Source organism: Vannielia litorea (genome assembly GCF_018424695.1).
Classification (GTDB): domain Bacteria; phylum Pseudomonadota; class Alphaproteobacteria; order Rhodobacterales; family Rhodobacteraceae; genus Vannielia; species Vannielia litorea_A.
The window spans coordinates 1-20,833 of the sequence record NZ_QTNQ01000049.1 but is presented as its reverse complement, the minus strand read 5'-3'; the positions used below and the strand labels follow the sequence as shown (position 1 = coordinate 20,833).

21 protein-coding genes are annotated in these 20,833 nt (G+C 65.6%); 11 read left to right on the top strand and 10 right to left on the bottom strand.

Annotated elements, in window-relative coordinates:
* Window positions 1–112: 112 nt before the first annotated feature.
* Window positions 113–472, bottom strand: coding sequence for a hypothetical protein (locus tag DYI42_RS15530; protein WP_244867957.1), 360 nt, complete (start codon window positions 470–472; stop codon window positions 113–115).
* A gap of 35 nt (window positions 473–507) precedes the next feature.
* A complete protein-coding gene (locus tag DYI42_RS15525) occupies window positions 508–1,218 on the bottom strand; it encodes a DUF599 domain-containing protein (protein WP_213546909.1) in 711 nt (236 codons plus the stop codon).
* A 91-nt stretch (window positions 1,219–1,309) separates the two neighbouring features.
* Between DYI42_RS15525 and DYI42_RS15520 the strand changes: the two genes are divergently transcribed.
* The 8 genes from DYI42_RS15520 (at window position 1,310) to DYI42_RS15485 (ending at window position 8,707) form a co-directional block, all read left to right on the top strand.
* Window positions 1,310–2,755 (top strand): FAD-linked oxidase C-terminal domain-containing protein, encoded by a 1,446-nt coding sequence (locus DYI42_RS15520; protein ID WP_213546908.1) that lies wholly within the window; start codon window positions 1,310–1,312, stop codon window positions 2,753–2,755.
* A gap of 56 nt (window positions 2,756–2,811) precedes the next feature.
* On the top strand, window positions 2,812–3,915 hold the full coding sequence (locus DYI42_RS15515; protein WP_213546915.1) for an FAD-binding protein: 1,104 nt from the start codon (window positions 2,812–2,814) through the stop codon (window positions 3,913–3,915).
* Window positions 3,912–5,273: a glycolate oxidase subunit GlcF gene (gene glcF / locus DYI42_RS15510; RefSeq protein WP_213546907.1), complete on the top strand. Its 1,362-nt coding sequence runs from the start codon at window positions 3,912–3,914 to the stop codon at window positions 5,271–5,273. The genes DYI42_RS15515 and glcF overlap by 4 nt, the downstream gene beginning before the upstream one ends.
* A 101-nt stretch (window positions 5,274–5,374) precedes the next feature.
* Window positions 5,375–6,199 (top strand): trypsin-like serine peptidase, encoded by an 825-nt coding sequence (locus DYI42_RS15505; protein ID WP_213546906.1) that lies wholly within the window; start codon window positions 5,375–5,377, stop codon window positions 6,197–6,199.
* An 8-nt stretch (window positions 6,200–6,207) separates the two neighbouring features.
* Window positions 6,208–7,044: a trypsin-like serine peptidase gene (locus DYI42_RS15500; RefSeq protein ID WP_213546905.1), complete on the top strand. Its 837-nt coding sequence runs from the start codon at window positions 6,208–6,210 to the stop codon at window positions 7,042–7,044.
* Between the two features lie 211 nt (window positions 7,045–7,255).
* A complete protein-coding gene (locus tag DYI42_RS15495) occupies window positions 7,256–7,723 on the top strand; it encodes an Hsp20 family protein (protein WP_213546904.1) in 468 nt (155 codons plus the stop codon).
* Between the two features lie 150 nt (window positions 7,724–7,873).
* On the top strand, window positions 7,874–8,146 hold the full coding sequence (locus DYI42_RS15490; protein ID WP_213546903.1) for a hypothetical protein: 273 nt from the start codon (window positions 7,874–7,876) through the stop codon (window positions 8,144–8,146).
* A gap of 246 nt (window positions 8,147–8,392) precedes the next feature.
* Window positions 8,393–8,707, top strand: a complete 315-nt coding sequence (locus tag DYI42_RS15485; protein ID WP_213546902.1) for a hypothetical protein — start codon at window positions 8,393–8,395, stop codon at window positions 8,705–8,707.
* Window positions 8,708–8,713: 6 nt separating this feature from the next.
* Here DYI42_RS15485 and DYI42_RS15480 read toward each other — a convergent pair whose 3' ends face one another.
* The 8 genes from DYI42_RS15480 to DYI42_RS15445 form a co-directional block, all read right to left on the bottom strand.
* Window positions 8,714–9,403, bottom strand: a complete 690-nt coding sequence (locus DYI42_RS15480) for a DUF1523 family protein (protein ID WP_213546901.1) — start codon at window positions 9,401–9,403, stop codon at window positions 8,714–8,716.
* A gap of 8 nt (window positions 9,404–9,411) precedes the next feature.
* Window positions 9,412–9,687, bottom strand: coding sequence for a hypothetical protein (locus DYI42_RS15475; RefSeq protein ID WP_213546900.1), 276 nt, complete (start codon window positions 9,685–9,687; stop codon window positions 9,412–9,414).
* A gap of 3 nt (window positions 9,688–9,690) precedes the next feature.
* On the bottom strand, window positions 9,691–11,049 hold the full coding sequence (locus tag DYI42_RS15470; RefSeq protein ID WP_213546899.1) for a DUF6638 family protein: 1,359 nt from the start codon (window positions 11,047–11,049) through the stop codon (window positions 9,691–9,693).
* A 190-nt stretch (window positions 11,050–11,239) separates the two neighbouring features.
* Entirely contained in the window at window positions 11,240–11,554 is a 315-nt protein-coding gene (locus DYI42_RS15465; protein ID WP_213546898.1) for a hypothetical protein, read from the bottom strand.
* A 68-nt stretch (window positions 11,555–11,622) separates the two neighbouring features.
* Entirely contained in the window at window positions 11,623–13,557 is a 1,935-nt protein-coding gene (locus DYI42_RS15460) for an ATP-binding protein (protein WP_213546897.1), read from the bottom strand.
* A gap of 67 nt (window positions 13,558–13,624) precedes the next feature.
* The gene (locus DYI42_RS15455; protein ID WP_213546896.1) at window positions 13,625–14,755 is read right to left on the bottom strand and encodes a hypothetical protein; all 1,131 of its coding nucleotides are present in this window, start codon (window positions 14,753–14,755) and stop codon (window positions 13,625–13,627) included.
* A complete protein-coding gene (locus DYI42_RS15450) occupies window positions 14,752–14,982 on the bottom strand; it encodes a hypothetical protein (RefSeq protein ID WP_213546895.1) in 231 nt (76 codons plus the stop codon). The genes DYI42_RS15455 and DYI42_RS15450 overlap by 4 nt, the downstream gene beginning before the upstream one ends.
* A gap of 8 nt (window positions 14,983–14,990) precedes the next feature.
* Window positions 14,991–16,070: a hypothetical protein gene (locus tag DYI42_RS15445; RefSeq protein WP_213546894.1), complete on the bottom strand. Its 1,080-nt coding sequence runs from the start codon at window positions 16,068–16,070 to the stop codon at window positions 14,991–14,993.
* A gap of 188 nt (window positions 16,071–16,258) precedes the next feature.
* On the opposite strand from DYI42_RS15445, the gene DYI42_RS15440 reads away from it, so the two are divergent.
* The 3 genes from DYI42_RS15440 (at window position 16,259) to DYI42_RS15430 (ending at window position 20,806) form a co-directional block, all read left to right on the top strand.
* On the top strand, window positions 16,259–17,944 hold the full coding sequence (locus tag DYI42_RS15440; protein WP_213546893.1) for a BCCT family transporter: 1,686 nt from the start codon (window positions 16,259–16,261) through the stop codon (window positions 17,942–17,944).
* A 46-nt stretch (window positions 17,945–17,990) separates the two neighbouring features.
* Window positions 17,991–19,277, top strand: a complete 1,287-nt coding sequence (locus DYI42_RS15435) for an acetylornithine deacetylase/succinyl-diaminopimelate desuccinylase family protein (protein WP_213546892.1) — start codon at window positions 17,991–17,993, stop codon at window positions 19,275–19,277.
* Window positions 19,278–19,342: 65 nt separating this feature from the next.
* A complete protein-coding gene (locus DYI42_RS15430) occupies window positions 19,343–20,806 on the top strand; it encodes an ABC transporter substrate-binding protein (RefSeq protein WP_213546891.1) in 1,464 nt (487 codons plus the stop codon).
* The last annotated feature ends 27 nt before the right edge of the window (window positions 20,807–20,833 follow it).

Below are 20,833 nucleotides of genomic sequence, written 5' to 3'. Positions count from 1 at the left end.
CGCAAGCGGCCGCTCCTCGGCCCTGGCGGTTCTCCTCGAAGCTGACCCTTCGTATGCGGTGAGCGGCCGAAGGCCACGAAGAGCCGCCTGCCTATGTCAGAGGCCTCCCGGCCTAGCGCAGATCAACCTCAAACCGCGCGTCGCCCCAACCTTCCGGCAGGGTGCTCGTCTCGATCCACACGCGTTTGACCCCGTGTGCGATTCTCACGCCGGAGAGGCTGCGGGTGAAGGGCTGCTCATCGACGTGCGGATGCGCCAGCACGCGGGTGCCCAGCACCGTGCCCGTCTCGTTTGTCACCCGCCAGCCGTTGGCGTAGTCGTCCCAGCCCGTGTCGCCATGGGACAGCGTCACTTCGAAGCGCCACGCGCCCCCTGAGGGGGTGGCCTTGACGGCGATGACCTTTGCAGGATCGGCGGTGGCAGGAGAGGCGAGCAGGGTAAGAAGGACGAGCCAGCGCATGGGCTGCACCATGGCATGTGCGGGCGTTACACCGGGTCACAAATACGTCAGTCCGGGGCTCCGCCATCAGGCTGCATCAGAACCTCGCGCGACTGGCTCCAGAACTCCCGCCGCCAGATCACCACCGCGCTCACAACCGCACCCAGCCCCAGCCCCCACGGCCCCACCAGCCAACCCAACGCGCCGAGGGCAAAGTAGATCGACCGCATGCCGCGGTTGAAGCTCTTGGCCGCCGTGATGTTGATCTCGGCGGCCTTCGCGGCGCGGGGGTAGGTGGCCGGGTGGTTCTCGTCATTCGGGATCGCGCCCATGACCACAGAAGAGTAGCCGAAGAGCCTGTGCGCCCAGACGAACTTCAGGAACGCATTGGCGAGGAAGAAGAGGATCAGCACGATCTTGATCTCGAAGGCCAGCGTGGTGGTTGTGCCCAGCGAGAGGTCTTCGGCCAGCCCGGTGAGCTGCTCGGGATTGCCGATCACCGCCAGCCCGCCACCGATCGAGATCATGCAGGCCGAGGCGAAAAAGGTGGTGCCCTGCCGCAGGTTGCCCAGGATCGTGGCGTCGAAGATGCGTGGCTGGCGGGTGACATGCTCGCGCAGCCAGTCGCGCCGGTAGTCCTGCATCAGGACGGAAACAGAGGGCTTGCCCGCAGGCGGATGCTCCACCACCCAGCCGAGCGCGGTCCACAGCGCGATGATGAGCGCCACAGCCAAGCCATCGGCCAGGGTAAAAGGGGCAAGAAGCGGCATCAGGTCCATGATCGGACCCTATGTCGCGCTTGCGCCGGTTGCCAGATGGCAAAATTGGTTATATTTTCTGACCAATTCAGCAAGGGAAGGAGTCACGCCCATGGAAATGCCCGAGCCAGACCCGCAAATTCTCGCCCGCAAGGCCCGGATCGTCAGCCGCCTGCGCGAGGTGCTGCCGGGCGGGGTCATCGACGCCGACGCCGAGGTGCGTGCCTATGAGTGTGACGCGCTCACCGCCTACAAATGCCCGCCGCTGGCCGTGGTGCTGCCGTCCTCTACCGAAGAGGTCGCCGCCGCGCTGAAGGTCTGCCACGAGGAGGGCGTGCCGGTGGTGCCGCGCGGGGCGGGCACCTCGCTGGCGGGCGGGGCGCTGCCGACGGCGGATTGCGTCATCCTCGGCGTCGCCCGCATGGCCGAAGTGCTGGAGAGCAACTACCCCGACCGCTACGTTCATGTGCAAACCGGGCGCACCAACCTATCCGTCACCGGCGCGGTGGAGGCGGATGGGTTCTTTTATGCGCCCGACCCGTCGAGCCAGCTCGCCTGCGCCATCGCGGGCAACATCGCCATGAACTCGGGCGGGGCGCATTGCCTCAAGTATGGCGTGACCACCAACAACCTTCTGGGCGTGACGATGGTGCTGGCCGATGGCACCGTGACCCGGATCGGCGGCCCCTATATGGACGCCGGTGGGTTGGATCTGCTCGGCCTCATCTGCGGCTCCGAGGGCCAGCTTGGCGTGGTCACCGAGGCCTGGCTGCGCATCCTGCCCAAGCCCGAGGGCGCGCGGCCCGTGCTGATCGGCTTCGACAGCTCCGAGGTTGCCGGCCAATGCGTGACCAACATCATCAAGGCCGGCGTGCTGCCGGTGGCCATCGAATTCATGGACCGCCCCTGCATCCGCGCCACCGAGGCTTTCGCGGGCGCGGGCTACCCCGATTGCGAGGCGCTGCTGATCGTCGAGGTGGAGGGTTCCGAGGCCGAGATCGACGCGCAACTGGCACTGATCTCCGGCATCGCGCAGGAGCTGAACCCGGTGGAGCTGCGCCAGAGCGGCAGCGCCGAGGAGAGCGCCCGCATCTGGCTGGGCCGTAAATCGGCCTTCGGGGCGATGGGCCAGATCAACGATTACATGTGCCTTGATGGCACCATTCCGGTCAGCGAGCTGCCCCGCGTGCTGCGCCGCATCGGCGAGCTTTCAGGCGAATACGGGCTGGAGGTGGCGAACGTCTTCCACGCGGGGGATGGCAACATGCACCCGCTGATCCTGTTCAATGCCAATGAGCCCGGCCAGCTGGCGCTGTGCGAGCAACTCGGGGCCGAAATCCTCAAGCTCTGCGTCGAGGTCGGCGGTTGCCTGACCGGAGAGCATGGCGTGGGCATCGAGAAGCGCGATCTGATGGAGGTGCAGTATCGGCCCGCGGACCTCGCGGCGCAGATGGATGTGAAGGACGTGTTCGATCCGGGCTGGATATTGAACCCGGCCAAGGTCTTTCCGCTCTCCGTATCTGCCGGGCGGCGGCGCGCGCCCGATCGGGCGGCGTGAGTGTGGCGCCTGCGGGATTGAGTATTTACAGCAAGAAAATGAACAGGATGAGCATGATCGAGCCCGCGCAGGAAACCGAATTGGCAGAGGCACTGGCGGAGGCCTCTGGCCCGGTGTCCGTGCGGGGCGGGGGCACACGAGGCGTGGTGGCCGAGGGCGCGGCGCTGCACTACGCGGGCGCTGGCATCACGCTCTACGAGCCGGGCGCGCTGACGCTGGTGGTGCAGGCGGGGACGCCGGTGGCAGAGATCGAGGCGGTGCTTGCCGCCGAGGGCCAGCGGCTGGCCTTCGAGCCGCCCGACATGCGCGGGCTCATGGGAACCGAAGGTGAGAGCACCATCGGCGGGGTGATCGCGAGCAATGCCAGTGGCCCCCGGCGGGTGGCCGTGGGCGCCGCGCGGGATTTCCTGCTCGGTGTCCGCTTCGTCGATGGCGCAGGGCGGGTGGTGCAGAATGGCGGGCGGGTGATGAAGAATGTCACCGGCTATGACCTTGTGAAGCTGATGGCCGGGAGCCACGGCACCCTTGGCGTGCTGACCGAGGTGTCGCTGAAGGTGCTGCCGAAGCCCGAGGTGGCAGGCGTGCTTTCCATCGACGGGCTTTCGGTGGGCGATGCGGTGGCGGCGATGAGCGCCGCGCTGGGCACGCCATGGGAGGTGACGGCGGCCTGCCATACCGACCTCTCAGCCAACGACCGGCCCTCGACGCAGCTGCGGATCGAGGGAATGCAGGCGTCGGTCACCTATCGGCTCGACCGGCTGAAGGCGCATCTCGCCCCCTTCGGGGAGGTCGAGACCACCCTGAGCGACAGCCATGACTGGCCCTGGTTCCGCGATGCGGAGCGCTTTGCGGGCGGGGAAGAGGATGTCTGGCGGCTGCATTGCAAGCCCTCCGACGCGCCCGGCCTCGTGGCGCGGCTGCCAGAGGGGGCGAAGGTGATGCTCGATTGGGGCGGCGGGCTGATCTGGGCCGCTGTCGCGCCGGGCACCGACCTGCGCAACACACTCGGCCCCTTCGACGGCCACGCGACGCGGGTGCGGGGGCAGGGGGGCGGCATCCCACGCTTCCACCCCGAGCGGCCCGAGCTGGTGGCGCTTACGGCAGGCCTGCGGGCCAGGTTCGACCCGAGAGGCATTCTGAACAGGGGCCTGATGGCATGAAGACCGAATTCACCGAAGCACAGCTGGCCGACCCCGGCACCGCGCGGGCCAACGAGATCCTGCGGGCCTGCGTGCACTGCGGCTTCTGCACCGCGACCTGCCCGACCTATCAGGTGCTGGGTGACGAGCTCGACAGCCCCCGGGGCCGCATTTACCTCATCAAGGACATGCTGGAAAACGAGCGGGTGCCCGACGAAAAGACGGTCAAGCACATCGACCGCTGCCTCTCCTGCCTTGCCTGCATGACAACCTGCCCCTCCGGCGTGCATTACATGCACCTCGTCGACCACGCCCGTGCCTATATCGAGGAACGTTACACCCGCCCCCTGCCAGACCGCGCCCTGCGCTGGCTGCTGGCCCGCATCCTGCCCTACCCGGGCCGCTTTCGCCTCGCGCTGTTAGGGGCCAAAATCGGGCGCCCCTTCCGGCGGGTGATCCCCTCGACCCGGCTGCGGGCGATGTTTGAGATGGCGCCCGCCCAGATCCCACCTGTCTCCCGCAACGACGACCCGCAAAGCTTCGCGCCCACCGGCCTGCGCCGCAAGCGTGTGGCTCTGATGACAGGCTGCGCCCAGAAGGCCCTGAACACCGACATCAACGATGCCACTATCCGCCTGCTCACCCGGCTCGGCTGCGAGGTGGTGGTGGCCGAGGGTGCGGGCTGCTGCGGGGCGCTGACGCACCACATGGGCCGCGAGGCTGAGGCCCATGGCACGGCGGGCAAGAACATCCGCGCCTGGGCGGCGGAGATGGAGGGGGCGGGGCTGGATGCCATCGTCATCAACACCTCCGGCTGCGGCACCACGGTGAAGGACTACGGCCATATGTTCGCCCAGACGGAGCTGGCCGAGGACGCCGCGAAGGTGGCCGGGATCGCCAAGGACATCTCCGAGGTGCTGGCCGAGCTGATGCCCGAAGCCCCGGTGAAGGCCCGCAACCTCGCCAAGTCGGAGATTGCCGGGATAGATGCAGCACCCACCGGCCCCGAAGGCTCAGGCCCGATCCGCGTCGCCTACCACGCGGCCTGCTCGCTCCAGCACGGCCAGAAGATCAAGGACCATCCCAAGGCGCTGCTGAAGGCGGCGGGTTTCGAGGTGGTGGAACCCGACGACAGCCACCTCTGCTGCGGCTCGGCGGGCACCTACAATCTGATGCAGCCCGAGATCTCTGGGCAGCTGAAGGCCCGCAAGGTGAAGACGCTGGAGGCCAAACGGCCCGATGTCATCGCCGCTGGCAACATCGGCTGCATGATGCAGATCGGTTCGGGCACCGCCACGCCCATAGTCCACACCGTAGAACTGCTGGATTGGGCCACCGGCGGGCCGAAGCCCCCGGCGCTGGGGGGCGGGGTGGCCTGACGCGGCTTTCCTGCAACGCGCGCCGCCCCCCGGGCGGCCCCTGCCATAATCTCGCCCCACCGGGCCGCTAGGCCTGCGGGCAAAGCAGACCGGGGCCGCTCATGCGCATTGCACTTCTTTCTGCCCTCACCGGGCTTCTCACCATGGCCATGTTGCCCGCCACCGCGCAGGAAACCGGCCTGACAAGCCTCGCCACCAGCGATCAGGGACGCGGCTGGGAGGCCGTCGGGCGGCTGGAGATGGGGCGCGGCAGCTTCTGCACCGGCGCGCTCATCGCGCCCGACCTCGTGCTGACGGCGGCCCATTGCCTCTACCACATGGACACCGGCGAGCGCATCGACACGGGCGATGTGGAGTTTCGCGCGGGCTGGCGCAACGGGCGGGCCGAGGCCTATCGCGGCGTGCGCCGCGCGGTGACCCACCCCGACTACGTCTACAAGGGCCGCGACCAGCTGGACCGGGTGTCGCTCGATGTGGCGCTGCTCCAGCTCGATAGGCCGATCCGCACCATCCGCGTCACCCCCTTCGAGACCGCCGAAGCCCCGGCAGCAGGCGACAGGGTAAGCGTCGTCTCCTACGCGCAGGACAGGTCGGAGGCGCCCGCCTACGAGAACGGCTGCGAGGTGATGGAGCGGCGACGCGGCGTGCTTATGTTTACCTGCTCGGTGGACTTCGGCTCCTCCGGCGCACCTGTGTTTACCATCGGGGCGCGGGGGCCGCAGGTGGCGTCCGTGATCTCGGCCAAGGCCACGGCTCAGGGCAGCCCGGTTGCGCTGGGCACCGATCTGGCCCCGGTGCTCTCCGTGCTGAGGGAGCAGCTTTCCTCGGGCAGCGGCGTGCTCAACCGGGGCGGATCCGTGCGGTTTCTCGGCAATGGCACGGGCGGAGAGCGGCGCGAGATCGGCGCGCGCTTCGTGAAGCCATGAGGATGCAGATGATCCGCCGCAGCCTCCTCGCCGCCCTGGCGCTGGCCGTGGCCACGCCCGCGCTTGCCGACAGCGCCCTGCGCCGCCTCACGCTGCGCTCCGAGGGGCTGGGCTGGGAGGCCGTGGGCCGGCTCGACCTTGGCCGCGGCTCCTTCTGCTCGGGCGCGCTCATCGCCACCGACCTCGTGCTCACCGCCGCCCATTGCCTGTTCGACCGCCACGGCAACCGGATCGACCCGCGCTCCATCACCTTCCGCGCGGGCTACCGCGACGGGCAGAACGTGGCGGCCCGCACCGGCGCGCGCGCCGTGGTGATGGCTGGCTACGAGCCGGTGACCACCGATGTGATCGGCCAGTTGCGCACTGACGTGGCGCTGCTCCAGCTTGATCGCCCCATCGCCGCGGCCAACGCCGCGCCCTACGCGGTGTCGGGCAACGTGGGCACCGGTGGCACTGTTTCGGTCGCCTCCTACGGGAAGGGCCGGGAAGAGGCGCTTTCGCTGCAACGCTCTTGCGGCGTGCTGGGCGAGCGGGTGGGGGCGCTGGCCTTCTCCTGCGATGTCACCTTCGGCTCTTCCGGCGCGCCGGTCTTCGAGATGTCCTCGGGCCGCCCCGCGATCGTGTCGATCATCTCCAAGGGCGCGCGGGAAGATGGCAAGGTTCTCTCTCTGGGTATGCGGGTCGCGCCCGCCGTGCGCCAGCTGAAGGCCGATCTGCGCACGGGGCGCGGGGTGTTTCCGGCACCGCAGGGGGCGCAGGCCAAGCGCCTGCGCGTGGGGGCCTCTTCCTCCACCGGCGCACGCTTCGTCCGCCCGGGCAATGGCCCGAAGTTCGTGAAGCCCTGAGGGGCCGCGCTCTTCCACCCTCAAGGCGTCATCGCCTCGGCCAGGAAAGGCCCGCAGGCCTTGACGCGCCACCCCTTGAAACGCTCAAAAAACCTTCCCACATATCTCCTGCGAGGGCGCCAGACGGGCCTTCGCATGATCCCGCGTCTGTCCGCGACAGGAAGGCGCATGCGACTGAAAACGCTCATATATCGCTCAATGGAGGATACCCATGCGTAACTACGACCTTTCCCCCCTCTACCGCGCCACCGTCGGCTTTGATCGCTTCGCCGACCTGATGGACCGCGCCCTGACCACCCCCGAAGCGCAAACGACCTATCCGCCCTACAACATCGAGAAAGTCGACGAGAACGACTACCGCATCTCGATTGCCGTGGCAGGCTTCACCGACGCCGAACTCTCGGTGGAAGTTAAGGACGGCGCGCTCATCGTCTCGGCCCGGAAAGAGGACAGCGACGAGGGCACGACCTACCTGCACCGCGGCATCGCCACCCGCGCCTTCGAGCGCCGCTTCACCCTGGCCGACCACGTCAAGGTGACGGGCGCGACCCACGCCGACGGCATGCTGCACATCGACCTCGTCCGCGAAGTCCCCGAGGCCCTGAAGCCCCGCCGCATCGAGATCGCCGGCGGGTCGACCAAGACCATCGAGGCGCAGAAAGAGACCGTCGAGGCCTAAGCCTTCGGTTTCGGTGAGAAAAGAGAGGCGCGCGGGGAAACCTGCGCGCCGTTTTCGTGTTGATGGGGTCTCCTGCTGTTCAGGGTTGCGGGCGCAGGCTTGGAGTTCCAGTCTTGCTGCGAGATGAGGTTGCATTCCGGAGGCCCGGACGTGAGTAATCAGGAACCCGATGAGGCCGGGATCATCTGCGGCTGCTTGCTCCGGCGCGAGCGCCCTCTGGGGCAGGTCGTGCGTGATGCCGACGGGGATTGGCAGTTCCTGTGTGGGGTCGTGGAACATGCGCGTGAGGATCCACCCGACGCCGGTGTTGTCGGGGTGCGCGAGGCCTTTCGGGCGTTCGACTTACCGAAGTCTGTGCAGGGTCTTTTCCCCGGCCAAACTGCGCAGCTTGGACGCGCGAGGGAAGGTTGGCAGATCCTCTGAAGTTCGAACCCGCGCGGAATCAAGGCGTAGCCGCCGCGCATCGCCGGGCCGCCCCCCGGCACGGCGAGTTGGCTGCCGCCAGCGCCACGCTCAAGCGTAAGATGACCTGGCAACCATAAAGCGCTGCCGCTCCACGAAAGGATCGCCGCACCGCGGCCCGTCGACGCGCGGCTGTCCGCGTCTTTTCAACACGTTGGCACCCGCTAACGTGACGCAGAGTGCAGAAGATGGAATTGTTTTGCGATCTTGACGAAAGAGCAGCGTGACAGGCTAGAGAACTTAACCGCGAATGACGTGCGGGTGCCGGATTATGCCGTCCTGACCTTTGCTGTCTGCACCGATCCCCACAAAGGTTGCGGTTGGGGTGGATGGCTAATGGAAGGCGCCTTCGAAGTCTCGCCAAACAAGTCTGGGGTTCTCGCCAATGGCGACCACGCAATGCCCAGCGTGAACAACCAGATTTGTCCAACCTGCAAGGCCACGCTGTTTCGTACCGATTCCGCGCAGGTGTTCGACTTCGCGGGTGATGCAGCTATCCGAATGAAACCAATCGCGCGCTGAGTGAAATCAATACCGCGGCGGCTTGCTCTTCCACGTCCCCAGCCACCGCCGCCACCCGGCCTTCTTCTCATTGGCCGCCGCCTCAACCCGGTCCCAGCGGTCCTCTGCTGCGTCCAGGGTCGGGTCCAAAGCCCGCTCCCGGAACTGCCGCCACATGGCCCGCACGAACAGCAGCCCCACCCCCAGCAGCACGAAGAAGGAGATGTTGAACCAGGGGATCGAGTAGTGGTCCGGCCCGTCGATCGGCTTGATGCCGATTGCATTCGGGTAGATCGAGAAGAAGCGGTTTCGCCAGCCGTAGTGGGTGATCAGCACCCATTGCGGGCTCGCGGTGGTCGAGATGTATTCCGCCGCATCGGCCTGCAAATCCGAGCTGTCGAACTTGAAGTAGGGCGGCCAGATCCAGCCCGAGTCCTCGTTGCGATAGACCATCACCCCGGTCGCGTCGCGCGGGATGAAGCCCAGCAAAAAGCTCTTCTGCTTCACCGTCTGGATGAAGCGCACATCGCGGGTTGGCAGCTCGTTGGCCCCGCTATCCGCCTGCGCATAGAACAGCCGGTTGAAGCTGGAAAAATCCTGCCGGATCACCTCCGTCCCGGTGATCCGCACCACGTCATGCTGGGGCAGCACGTAGAGGAAGATCAGCGCCACCATGGTGATGAAAGCCCATTTGATCGCGCGCCAAAGTATCCGCATATCGCCCCTCAGTTGGCGTTGGTAAACCACAGGATCGCCACCACGACGATCACAGGGATGACATAGACCAGCAGGATCAGCTTCTTCCTGAGCCCGCTGTGATAGGCCTGCATCCCGCCCTCGATATAGGCACTCCGGGCGGCAGGGTCACCCCCGTCGGGGTGGTCTTCGGCCCAGGCGTCTTCCAGCTTCTCGCGGCGCACCGAGCGCGAGTAGATCGAGATGCAGAAGTAGATCACCGTCAAAACGATGAATCCTACCACGACAAGCCGTATCAACCCCATGCCTTACCTCCTCACAGCGCCCCAGGGCCCCACGATCCGGATGCGCTCTTCGCTCACCTTCGGCTCGGGCGGGGGGGCTGGCTGTTCCATCGCTTCTTCCCCGGTCCCGAAGAGTGCCGCCCGCGCCCCCTCCTTGTCCACCGCGTATTCGCGGGCGAGGAAATCGGCCACGAATTCCTTCTTGCCGTCCGGCCAGGTGCGATACAGCGCGTAAAACAGCTCCTTGTGGCAGATGAAGAGCTGGCGCACGTCAAGCCGGGAAAGTTCGGAGAGCAGCTGGTTGATAAGGTCGCGGTCGGGGTGGTTGGTGGCCCGCAGGGTGTAGAAATAGGCCGGGTGGGACGAGGTGATCTTCGGCCATTTGCCGCCCTGCTCGGCCCAGCGCACAAGCTCGTTCAGCGCGTGGAACTCGGGGGGCAGGGCGCTGCCCAGCGTCTGCGCCAGCTTCCTCAGGTCGCCCCGCGAGCGCGAGGGCACATCCTTGCCAAGGGTCGCCGCCACATCGACGAGGATGAAATCCATCTTCTGCTTCAGGATCGCCGTCGCGTCGGTGCCCTTGGCCTTCACGATGGGCTCCACCAGCCCGTTCAGTTCGAGGAACTTCGCAATCCCGGCCCTGTCGTTGAGGTCGAAGACAAAGGGCGAGGGGATCTTTCCCAGCGTCTCCTTGTCGCCACAGCAGATCGTCGCCGGATGCTCCACATCGCGGAAAATGTAGAGCCCGCCAAAATGCGCCGTCCAGAAGTTGCCCTGGGTGAAGGATGGTGCCTTGAAGGTCACCGGGTTGCGGGTGACATCCCCGGTCTGCTTGGCCAGCGTGATCATCTCTGCGATCAGCACGTCATCCCACCAGGCATCGGGCTTGGTCTTGAAGGTGGCGATCTTCTCCGCGAGGTCCTGCGCCTGCTCGACATGCCCCGAGGTGGTATCGGCCCGCACGGTGATCTTCTTGATATCAAACAGTCGGGCGGGGGTGTTCACCTCGAACACGGTGTTATCCAGCTCCCCCAGCACGGCATCGCGGGAGGTGAGGGCAAAAAGCTGGCTCTCGTTCTCCTCGATGAACTGCCGCAGGATGCCGCGGCTCATGGAGAACTTGGCGTTCAGCAGCGGTGCGGTTTTCTGGGCAGTAGTCAGCAAGATGAACTGCCGGTTCACCCCGTTGGGGTTGAGATAGAGCAGGTCATCGAACTCGAAGGCGATCTCGGGGGAGAAGCCGGAGATATCGACATGGAAATCCGGCAGCTCGGTCCGCTTGCCGGTGAGCTTGAAGAGCGCGCGGTTGTAGCGGTCGATCAGGGCCGGGGAGGCCACCTCGATCAGGTTGCCGAACATCAGGCCGCGGGAGATGAGTCGTTTCAATGGTCGTCCTCCTTGATGAGGGCAGCGCCCGGCCCGCGCGGGGCGGGGTTGAACCAAGCGAAGCGCCACCGTCCCGCGCAGCCCCCCCGTTCAGCGCAGGTGTCGACGAAGCGCCCGCCCCGTGGGGGGGCGGGTCGGGCGCTGCCCGGCGTTGCCGCCGGGCGGGTGCCAAGTGCGACGCGAAACTCAATCATTTCCGGTAAGCAATCCAAAGATCGCCTTCCTTTCTGAGTTGCGCTGAGGAAAGCACCGGTTGGAACCCCCGAATTTTCGCAATCCCACCCGGCTCATTCGGATCGGCCAAAGCATGTCCCATCGGAAAGGTCTTCAACGCGTAGCCATCCAATTCGATCAGGTTGATGTAGCCACGAGCTTCTGCATACCCCGGCTGTTTGCGCGGGAGCTTGGGGTGAATCTCCCATTTCTCGTCGAGAATGACGAAGCCATCGTCGTGCCGGGACGTGTCCCACGCTCCGAAAATGACCAGCTTCTTCTTGTGGTTCACGAATGCCCAACTCCAGCGCCAATTCCGGCATGTGGCACCTTCGCCCTCGATGAATGCGCGTCTGCTGGTCACCCCTTCCCCTCCAGATACCGCCGCTTCGCCTCCTCCTGCCGCCCGAAGTCCCGCACCATCCCGTCAATCGCCACCTCGTCCGACTTGTCGGCATAGCGGAACTCGCTATCCGCGTAGCGGTTCACCTCCTGGATCACCATCTCCATGGTGATCGGCTGGCGCAGCTCCCCAACCATGCCCAGCTTCTCTTCATAGGGCTTGAACAGGAACAGCTCCGGCTCCTCCATCCACTCGTCGGGCAGCTCGAAGTCCATTGCCCGCACCTTCACCGCATCGGTGATGTTCTTGATCGCACGTCCGGTAAACCGTTCATCTGCCTCCTGGATCGCCTTGAGATATGTCCCCACCTTGGCAATTGTATCCAACTCGCCGACTTGCCCGATCACCCGGTCGTAGACCTCCAGCAGCCCCGCCTCATGGGGCTTGCCGTGCCCCTCGAAGCTCGCCGCCACCGCCTTCTTGATCTCCTGCGCCGCATAGGCCTCGTGATCCCCAAGCGGGAGCGAATGGTTCTTGCCCATCAGGAGATACAGAATATCAATGTAGTCGTCCCGCGTCTGCGGCCCATCCACCAGAAACCGCGCCCCGGCCCGCTGCCGCAGCGCGTCATCCACGTTCTCGGGGTAGTTCGAGAACATCCCGAAGGTGCAGTTGCCGCGCACCACCGTATTGGCCCCCGCAAAGGCCTCCATCAGCACCGCGGTAACCTCCTGCTGACCCGCGCTCGACTGTCGGTCGCCCCGCTTGCCCGCGATCTGGTCGATGTCATCGACCGTTCCGAAGCCGATCACCGAGGGGTCCAAGACACTATTGATAAACGCCTTCGCGTTTTGGCCGGACTTGCCCTGGTAGCTGTCGATATTGTCGATGCCGAAGTTCTGGTAGCGAAAGGGGTAGCCCGCGTTGCCGCAGTATTCGCTCACCAGCCCGGCCATCATCTGGATCAGGGTGGTCTTGCCGGTGCCCGGCGCGCCGTCGCCCATGAAGGTGAAGATGAAGCCGCCCAGCTCGACGAAGGGGTTGAGCTTGCGCTCGAAGTCATAGGCCATGATCATCTTCGCCAGCCGCATCGACTGGTACTTGGCGATATGGTTGCCCACCACCTCGTTGGGCTTTTTGAACTGCATCACCAGCGTGGAGCCCTTGGCCTTCCGCGCCGGGGTGAAGCCCGCGATGGTCAGATCATCGGACTCGACGCGATACTTGGCGCCGGTGAAGGCGCCAACACGCGGGGCGGTCTGGCCGCGCAGGGCGACCTTTTCCATCAGCTGCTCGGCGTAGGCCATGACGGTCGCCACTAGCTTGGGTTCCTCGTCGGCGAAGGTCGCCAGCTCCTGATCCAGCTCCCAGAGGCAGCCGTGGAGGGCGAGGGGGGCGTTGTCGGTCAGCACCTCTTCCACCGCGCCGATCTCCACGCTCGCTTCGCTGGCCGAGGGGGCCAGCAGGAAGGAGGTCGCGTTGCCGAAGGAATACATCACCGCCAGCGCCTCGGCGGCCAACAACTCGGAGAACTCGGACTTGCGGGTCTCGGGCAGGCGGCCTTCGAGGTTCTCCTTCTTCAGCTCCACCAGCCCGGTGGCCTCGGCAAAGCCCTCGCCCACCGCCAGCGCCACGGCAATTGCGCGGCGCAGCCCGTGCAGAACGGTGGCCTGCGTGGGCGAGACCAGCGGGTCGCCCTCATCGGCGCCCTCGATCCGCTCCACCAGCCGCACGCCCTCGGGCCGCGCGGTGCTCCGCGTCACCAGCCCCGGGGTCGTCGAGCGGAAACGCCGCCGCGTGCCGATGCCGCTTGAGCGCTCAGGCGCAGGCTCGGCCTTGGGCGCGGCAATCCGGGGGGTGTGATCCACACCTTCCAGCATCGCCGCCGCCGCCTCGTAATGCTTGCGGATCTCTTCTTCGCGAAGCTCCATCTCGTCGCTGGAAAGGCTCATCTCTCAATTCCTTCTCGAAACCCGCCTCATTTTCTTGCGAGAAATACTCCCGCCGGAGGCTCAAAATCTATCTGTAGCCAAACACCCTGCCGCCGGGGCTGACGACGAATTTGCGCACGCCGGAAAACCCCGGCGGGTTCTTCTCGGCCAGCACCTGATAGGGGCGTTCGGGCATGATGATCGACCGCTCCGTGCGCGTGGCCCCGGTGTCGGCCCCACGGCCCGAAAACGGATCAAGCGTGAAGATCTCGCGCTCCGCGGATGAAAACCACCCGGCCTTCTCCGTGCGCACCCGCTCGCTCACCAGCTCTTCCTCGGTCCAGGCCAGCGCCCAATCCTGCCCCTGCGGCGCCTTCGCCTCGCGCAGCACCTCGCAGAGCGGGCCCGATTGCACCGTGTAGGCGCTGGAATACATCGGCCCCACGTGGAAGCGCCGGATGCGCTTGGGGTGGAGGTCGTCGAAGTCTTCGTCAAACCCCTGTGCAATGGTCAGAAGCTTCAGCCCCGAAAAACTCTGCGCCATCAGATGCGCCTGCGCCGAAGGCCAGCGCCGCTCGTCCTTGGGCAGCGTCGTGCGGCCCGAGTCCTCGCACTCCATCAGGTAGATCACTGGCAGGTTGGTCTGGCTGTCGAAAATCGCCCAGTGGATCAGAAACACCCGGCGGTCGCCCTCGCTGCGCTGCCACAGCGCCTCGGGGTCGTTGCGCGCCCAGAAGATATCGCCCTCCGTCAGCGCCTCGTAGTAGAAGCGCTGCGCCATGGCGTATTGCAGCTTGGTTGGAATCGTCAGCTCGCCGACGATCTGGCGGATCATGTCATCCTTCAGCTCCGCCGCCGAAGGCATCCCCCGCAGGTGCCGCTCGGCCTGCTGCGCATCCACCGCCATCGTCAGCATTTCCTGAAACACCGGAAAGCCGCTTTCGTGGCTGTCGAAATCCAGCTTGCCGACAGGCGTGCCGTCGCGGCCCGTGAGCAGGTACTTGTTGCCGAGCGCGGCAAAGGCATTGGCCAGCGCGCCGATATAGCGCCCGAGGATCGTCACCTCGGTCTTGCTGAGGCTCCCCTCCACCTCCATCGCCGCCGCCACCTTCGCGAGATGCCCGGTGATCGCCTCGAACTTGGTGAAGTACCGTCGCGCCGCGAATTCGTCGGTGAGCTGCTTGTGGTCGGCGGTGAGGGCTTTCTTGGTGTCGGTCATGCAGGCTTACTCCCAAGGCGCAACCGCCGCCGCAGCCCGCTGTGGCGCAGGCCAACGGCCACCAGCAACACAAGCGCCAGCACGGTGTAGGCGAGTGGCATCAGCATCGTCAGCGCATTGACGCCGAGCAGCGTGGCGACCACGCAGCCCAGTACGCCCACCACCACCAGCGCCGCCGCGATGAAAACGAGGCGGCGCGACGACCTGAGCTGGTCCTCTGGCTCCATCGCCAGCCTCACATGTCTCCGTAGATATTCTTGTCGTGCTTCTCGACGATCTTCTCGAAGCGGCGGGCGAAGCGTTCGTCGGCCTTGGCTTTCTGCTCCAGCACCTTGCGGGCGAAGACCATGTGATCCTCGTGGGCCTCCATCATGTCGGCCATCCGCTGATTGGTGGCGGCGCCGATCCCGGCCATGGCGGCCTGCGCCTCCTGGTCTGTCTTCACCCCGATCTCGTTGATCCGGTGGGCCACGTCCTGCTGCTGGGCGGTTTTGAGCGACTTGGTGAGCGCATCGTAGAGCACCACCCGCTGCTTGGTGTCTGTCTGCAGCTTGTTGATCAGCACCATCTGGGTCGCGGCCTGGTTTTGTAGGGAGTCGACCCAGGTTTTGCCCTTCTCGATGTAGCGCTCGAGGGTCTGACTCTTGGCCAGCTTCACCTGCTCCTGCTGCACCTTCTCGTTATACTGCGCGTTCAGCTCAGCCAGCTCGGTCTCGAGCTTGGTGCGCGCGGCGGCGTCCTGCTCGACCGAGATCTTGTTTTCCAGCTCGATGATCTTCGGGTCCATCGCGGTGATCTCGGCGCGCAGGGCCTCCAGCTCGCCCACCGTGGCCTCGCGCTCGTCGAGCGTGGTGGAGAGGTTGGCCTCCACCTTCACCTTCTCGCCGTTCAGGATGGTCAGCTGGTTCTCCAGCAGCTTCACGATGATGTCGGACTTGCTGATGAGATCCTGCAGCTTGTCGTCGATGTTGGCGGTGCGGATACGCTCCTGCCGCAGGCTCTCGGATTTGCCCGCCGAGAAGATGCCGACAAAGCTTTCCCAGCCGGTTTTGTCACGCATCTCGCTGAAGTCCTCGGAGAACCCGGCGGTCACATCATCGAGGCCCATGATCAGCTCAGCGATGTTGGCGTTCATCAGCTCGGTGTGCTGGTGCACGTCCTCCAGCGTGGCGTTCTCGATGTCGAGCTGAATGTCCTGCCCCTCGGCCATCTTCTGGCGGGCGCTCTCGATCCGGCTCGAAAGCTCCTGAATCTTGCCCTGGGTCTCGGCCACCTGGGCCTGGGATTTCTCGATCATCGCGTCAAAATCAGCCATTTCGCGTCCTCAAATCATATGGTGCTGGAGCATATGTGGGGGTTTTAGCGCGTTTTGTTAAGCATCGTCACGTGCCAAATGCGGTCATTTCCGGGCCTTTTCGGCGACGAATGGCCAAGAAATTCGGAACATCCCCGCCGCTCTCCCGTTGGTTGCATAATGCGCGAACACAAACGGGGGAGATTTCCTTGCATCAGCTCGCCAGCCGCCTTGGCCTGCGCACCGATCCAACCATCTTTTTCATCTCGGCGGGGCTGACCCTGCTCTTCGTGCTTGCGCTGGTCATTGCGCCCGAGCCCATCGGCGATGCCTTCGCCGCCGGACGGGCGTGGATCGTGACCAATCTCGGCTGGTTCTTCATCCTCGGCGTCAACGTCTGGCTGGGCTTCCTGATCTGGGCGGCCTGCTCGCGGCACGGGCACATCCGCCTCGGGCCAAAGGGCTCGCGGCCCGAGTATACCAACCTCAGCTGGTTCACGATGCTCTTTGCCGGCGGCATTGGCACGGTGCTGATGTTCTGGGGCGTGGCCGAGCCGATCTCGCATTTTGCCAATCCGCCGCTGCCGGGCGTCGCACCCCACAGCGAAGAGGCGGCGCAGGATGCCATCTCAATCGCCATCTACCACCTCGGCCTGCACACATGGGCGATCTTCGCGCTGCCAGGGCTGGCCTTTGCCTATTTCATCAACCGCTATGAGTTGCCCGTGCGGGTCAGCTCGGTGTTCTACCCGCTGCTGCGCGAGGGGATTCACGGCCCCATCGGCAAGGCGATCGACATCGCCTCGATCCTCGGCACCCTCTTCGGCGTTGCGGTGTCGCTCGGCCTCGGCTCCAGCCAAATCGCGGCGGGCCTCGATGCGCTCACCGGCTCGGGCACCGGCCCGGGCGTGCAGGTGATGATCCTCGCCGTGCTCACCGTGGTCGCCATCGGCTCCATCGTCGTCGGCCTCGACAAGGGGGTGAAGGTGCTCTCGAACATCAACATCGGCATGGCCGTCGCGCTGATGATCTTCGTGCTGGTCTTCGGCTCCACGCTCTTTTTGCTGCGCGGCGTGGTCGAAACCTTCGGCCTCTACTTCGAGAACCTGCCGCACCTGATGTTCTGGAACGACATGCTCGCCAACGAGAACCCCGACAACCCGCCGTGGGGCTGGCAGGGCAGCTGGACGGTGTTCTACTGGGCCTGGACGGTCACATGGTCGCCCTTCATCGGCCTCTTCGTCGCGCGCATCTCGCGCGGCCGCACGATCCGCGAGTTCGTTTTCGGTGTGCTGCTCGCGCCCTCGCTCTTCACCCTCGTCTGGTTCGCCATCTTCGGCTGGCAGGCGATGGAGTTCGACGGGCTGGGCCTTGCCGCCCGCGCCTCGATGGGCGAGGCGGCAGGCGAGATCAGCGCGGCGGTGGCCGAGTCCGTGCCGCTGGCCATGTTCGCCTTCTTCGAGCACTTCCCCTTCACCGAGTTCATTCAGGGCTTTGCGGTGGTGATCGTGGCGATCTTCTTTGCCACCTCGTCAGACTCCGCCTCGCTGGTGGTCGATATGCTCTGCACCGGCAAGCCCACCCCCGGCCCGGTCGGTCAGCGGGTTTTCTGGGGCGCTGCCGAGGGGCTTGTCGCCGCCATGCTGATTATCCTTGCCGGCGAGGCCGGTCTGACGGCGCTGCAACAGGTCATCACCGTGGTCGGCCTGCCGATCTTCGTGCTGGTCTGCATGATGATCCCCTCGCTGATCCGGGGCTTTGCCGAGGAGGATATCGACCATATCACCATCGGCACCCGGCCTGAGCTGGAGGCGTTTCATTCCGACGATGATGTGGAACTCGATGCCCGCAGCACCGCCGGGCGCACCCCGGAGCGGACCGCACCGGCAGAGTGACCGATCAGGCGTTGTGGCGGCAGGTCGATCTGCCTAACCTGCCGCCATGTCTCCCGATCTCGACGCCCGCCTCTCCGATGCCATCCGCGCCCGCGAGGGTGAACTGGTGGCGCTCTGCCGCGACTTGGTGCAGATCCCCACGCTGAACCCACCGGGCCAGCACTACCGGGCGATCTGCGCCTACCTTGCCGAGCGGCTGGGCAAGCAGGGCTTCGAGGTCGAGATGATCCGCGCCGAGGGCGCGCCGGCCGACAGCACCGAGTATCCGCGCTGGAACGTGGTAGCCCGCCGCGAGGGCACGCGGGCCGGGGAGTGCGTGCACTTCAACTCCCACCATGACGTGGTCGAGGTCGGTCGCGGCTGGACCTTCGACCCCTTCGGCGGCGAGGTAAAGGACGGCAAGCTCTATGGCCGCGGCTCCTGTGACATGAAAGGTGGCCTCGCGGCCTCCATCATCGCGGTCGAGGCCTTTCTGGAGGTCTGCCCCGAGTTCTCTGGCGCGGTCGAAATCTCTGCCACCGCCGATGAGGAATCGGGCGGCTACGGGGGCGTCGCCTACCTCGCCGAGCGCGGCTGGTTCAGCCCCGAGCGCGTACAGCACGTCATCATCCCCGAGCCGCTGAACAAGGACCGCATCTGCCTCGGCCATCGCGGCGTCTGGTGGGCCGAGATCGAGACCTTCGGGCGCATTGCTCACGGCTCAATGCCATTTCTGGGCGACTCTGCCGTGCGCCACATGGGCGCCGTGCTCACCGAGATGGAGGCCACGCTCTTCCCCCTCCTTTCCACCAAGCGCACCGAAATGCCGGTGGTGCCCGAGGGGGCCAAGCAATCGACCCTCAACATCAACTCCATCCATGGCGGCGAGCCGGATCACCCGCCGGAGTACACCGGCCTGCCCGCCCCCTGCGTGCCCGACAGCTGCCGCATCGTGATCGACCGGCGCTTTCTGATCGAGGAGGAACTGGCTGAGGTGAAGGGCGAGGTCACCGCGCTGATGGAAAAGGTGAAGGCCGAGCGCCCCAGCTTTACCTATGAGATCCGCGACCTCTTCGAGGTGCAGCCCACGATGGCGCCGGAGGATGCCCCCATCGTCCGCACCACCGCCGCCGCGATCGAAAAGGTGCTCGCCCGCCAGCCCGATTACGTGGTCAGCCCCGGCACCTATGACCAGAAGCACATCGACCGGATCGGCAAGCTCTCCAACTGCATCGCTTACGGCCCGGGGATACTGGACCTCGCGCATCAGCCCGACGAATGGGTCGGCGTGCAGGACATGGTCGACAGCGCCACCGTCATGGCGCTGGTTCTGGCCGAGCTGCTCACCCGCTGAAACGCCTATGCAGGGGGGCAGGGTGCCGTTAACCTGAAAGAAACCACTCAGGGAGGCCCAGCCCCATGACCCTTCGCACAACCCTTCTTGCCGCCACGCTCCTTGCCACGCCCGCGCTCGCGCAAGACAGCATCACCCTCGGCATGGTGCTCGAACCGCCCAACCTCGACCCGACAGGCGGTGCTGCGGCGGCCATCGACGAGGTGGTTTATGCCAATGTCTTCGAAGGCCTCACCCGCTTTGCCGCCGATGGCTCGGTGCAGCCCGCGCTGGCCGAAAGCTGGGAGGTGTCGGAGGATGGCACCACCTACACTTTCACCCTCCATGACGGCGTGACCTTCCACGACGGCACCGCGTTCAACGCCGATGACGTGGTGTTCTCGCTCAACCGTGCCCGCGCCGAGGATTCGACGAACGCCCAGAAGGCGCTCTTTGCCGGGATCGAGAGCGTCGAGGCGGTGAACCCGACCACCGTGAAAATCACCCTCAGCCAGCCCGATGGCGCCTTCCCCTTCAAGATGGCCTGGGGCGACGCGGTGATGGTGGGCGAAGAGAGCGTGGCAGACCTCGCCACCAACCCCGTGGGCACTGGCCCCTTCACCTTCACCGAATGGGTCCAGGGCGACCATGTGAGCCTCGCGCGCAACGAGAATTACTGGGGCGAGGCCCCGGCGCTCGCCACCGCGACCTTCAAGTTCATCTCGGACCCTAACGCCGCTTTCGCTGCGATGATGGCAGGCGATGTCGATGCCTTCCCCAACTTCCCCGCGCAGGAGACCCTGCCGCAGTTCGAGGGCAACCCGCAGTTCAAGGTCATCCTCGGCTCCACCGAGGGTGAGACGATCCTTGCGATGAACAACGCCCAGCCACCGCTGGACAATGTGAAGGTCCGCGAGGCGATTGCCCATGCGATCAACCGCCAAGACATCATCGACGGCGCGATGAACGGCTTCGGAACCCCCATCGGCACGCACTTCGCCCCGCATAACCCCGATTACGTCGACCTGATGGAGATGTCGGAGTTCGACCCGGAGGCGTCCAGGGCCCTGCTGGCCGAGGCCGGTGTGAGCGACCTCACCCTGCGCCTCGCCCTGCCGCCCCCCGCCTACGCCCGGCGCGGCGGCGAGATCATCGCCGCCCAGCTCCGCGCGGTGGGGATCGAGACCGAGATCACCAACATGGAATGGGCGCAATGGCTCGAACAGGTGTTCAAGGGCCGCGACTTCGACCTCACCATCGTCAGCCACACCGAGCCCATGGACATCAACATCTACGCTCGCGACGACTACTACTTCCAGTATGCCGACCCGGACTTCAAAAGCATGATGACCCTGCTCGAGGGCACCACAGACCCGGCCGCGCGCTCGGAAATCCTGAAGGCGGCGCAGGAGAAGATCGCGAGCGATTTCGTCAACGGCTACCTGTTCCAACTTCCCAAGACCGGGGTGGCGAACGCCAAGATCGAGGGGCTCTGGGAGAATGCGCCGACCCAGGCGAACGATCTGACAGGGGTGCACTGGGCCGACTGACCGCCGCCGCGACGTCGCTCCCCACCC

What these genes read in the sequence shown, in the direction of transcription:
- DYI42_RS15530 (WP_244867957.1), bottom strand. Translation starts at nt 472, where the DNA reads ATGGTGCAGCCCATGCGCTGGCTCGTCCTTCTTACCCTGCTCGCCTCT.
- DYI42_RS15525 (WP_213546909.1), bottom strand. Translation starts at nt 1,218, where the DNA reads ATGGACCTGATGCCGCTTCTTGCCCCTTTTACCCTGGCCGATGGCTTG.
- DYI42_RS15520 (WP_213546908.1), top strand. Translation starts at nt 1,310, where the DNA reads ATGGAAATGCCCGAGCCAGACCCGCAAATTCTCGCCCGCAAGGCCCGG.
- glcF (WP_213546907.1), top strand. Translation starts at nt 3,912, where the DNA reads ATGAAGACCGAATTCACCGAAGCACAGCTGGCCGACCCCGGCACCGCG.
- DYI42_RS15505 (WP_213546906.1), top strand. Translation starts at nt 5,375, where the DNA reads ATGCGCATTGCACTTCTTTCTGCCCTCACCGGGCTTCTCACCATGGCC.
- DYI42_RS15500 (WP_213546905.1), top strand. Translation starts at nt 6,208, where the DNA reads ATGATCCGCCGCAGCCTCCTCGCCGCCCTGGCGCTGGCCGTGGCCACG.
- DYI42_RS15495 (WP_213546904.1), top strand. Translation starts at nt 7,256, where the DNA reads ATGCGTAACTACGACCTTTCCCCCCTCTACCGCGCCACCGTCGGCTTT.
- DYI42_RS15480 (WP_213546901.1), bottom strand. Translation starts at nt 9,403, where the DNA reads ATGCGGATACTTTGGCGCGCGATCAAATGGGCTTTCATCACCATGGTG.
- DYI42_RS15475 (WP_213546900.1), bottom strand. Translation starts at nt 9,687, where the DNA reads ATGGGGTTGATACGGCTTGTCGTGGTAGGATTCATCGTTTTGACGGTG.
- DYI42_RS15460 (WP_213546897.1), bottom strand. Translation starts at nt 13,557, where the DNA reads ATGAGCCTTTCCAGCGACGAGATGGAGCTTCGCGAAGAAGAGATCCGC.
- DYI42_RS15455 (WP_213546896.1), bottom strand. Translation starts at nt 14,755, where the DNA reads ATGACCGACACCAAGAAAGCCCTCACCGCCGACCACAAGCAGCTCACC.
- DYI42_RS15450 (WP_213546895.1), bottom strand. Translation starts at nt 14,982, where the DNA reads ATGGAGCCAGAGGACCAGCTCAGGTCGTCGCGCCGCCTCGTTTTCATC.
- DYI42_RS15445 (WP_213546894.1), bottom strand. Translation starts at nt 16,070, where the DNA reads ATGGCTGATTTTGACGCGATGATCGAGAAATCCCAGGCCCAGGTGGCC.
- DYI42_RS15435 (WP_213546892.1), top strand. Translation starts at nt 17,991, where the DNA reads ATGTCTCCCGATCTCGACGCCCGCCTCTCCGATGCCATCCGCGCCCGC.
- DYI42_RS15430 (WP_213546891.1), top strand. Translation starts at nt 19,343, where the DNA reads ATGACCCTTCGCACAACCCTTCTTGCCGCCACGCTCCTTGCCACGCCC.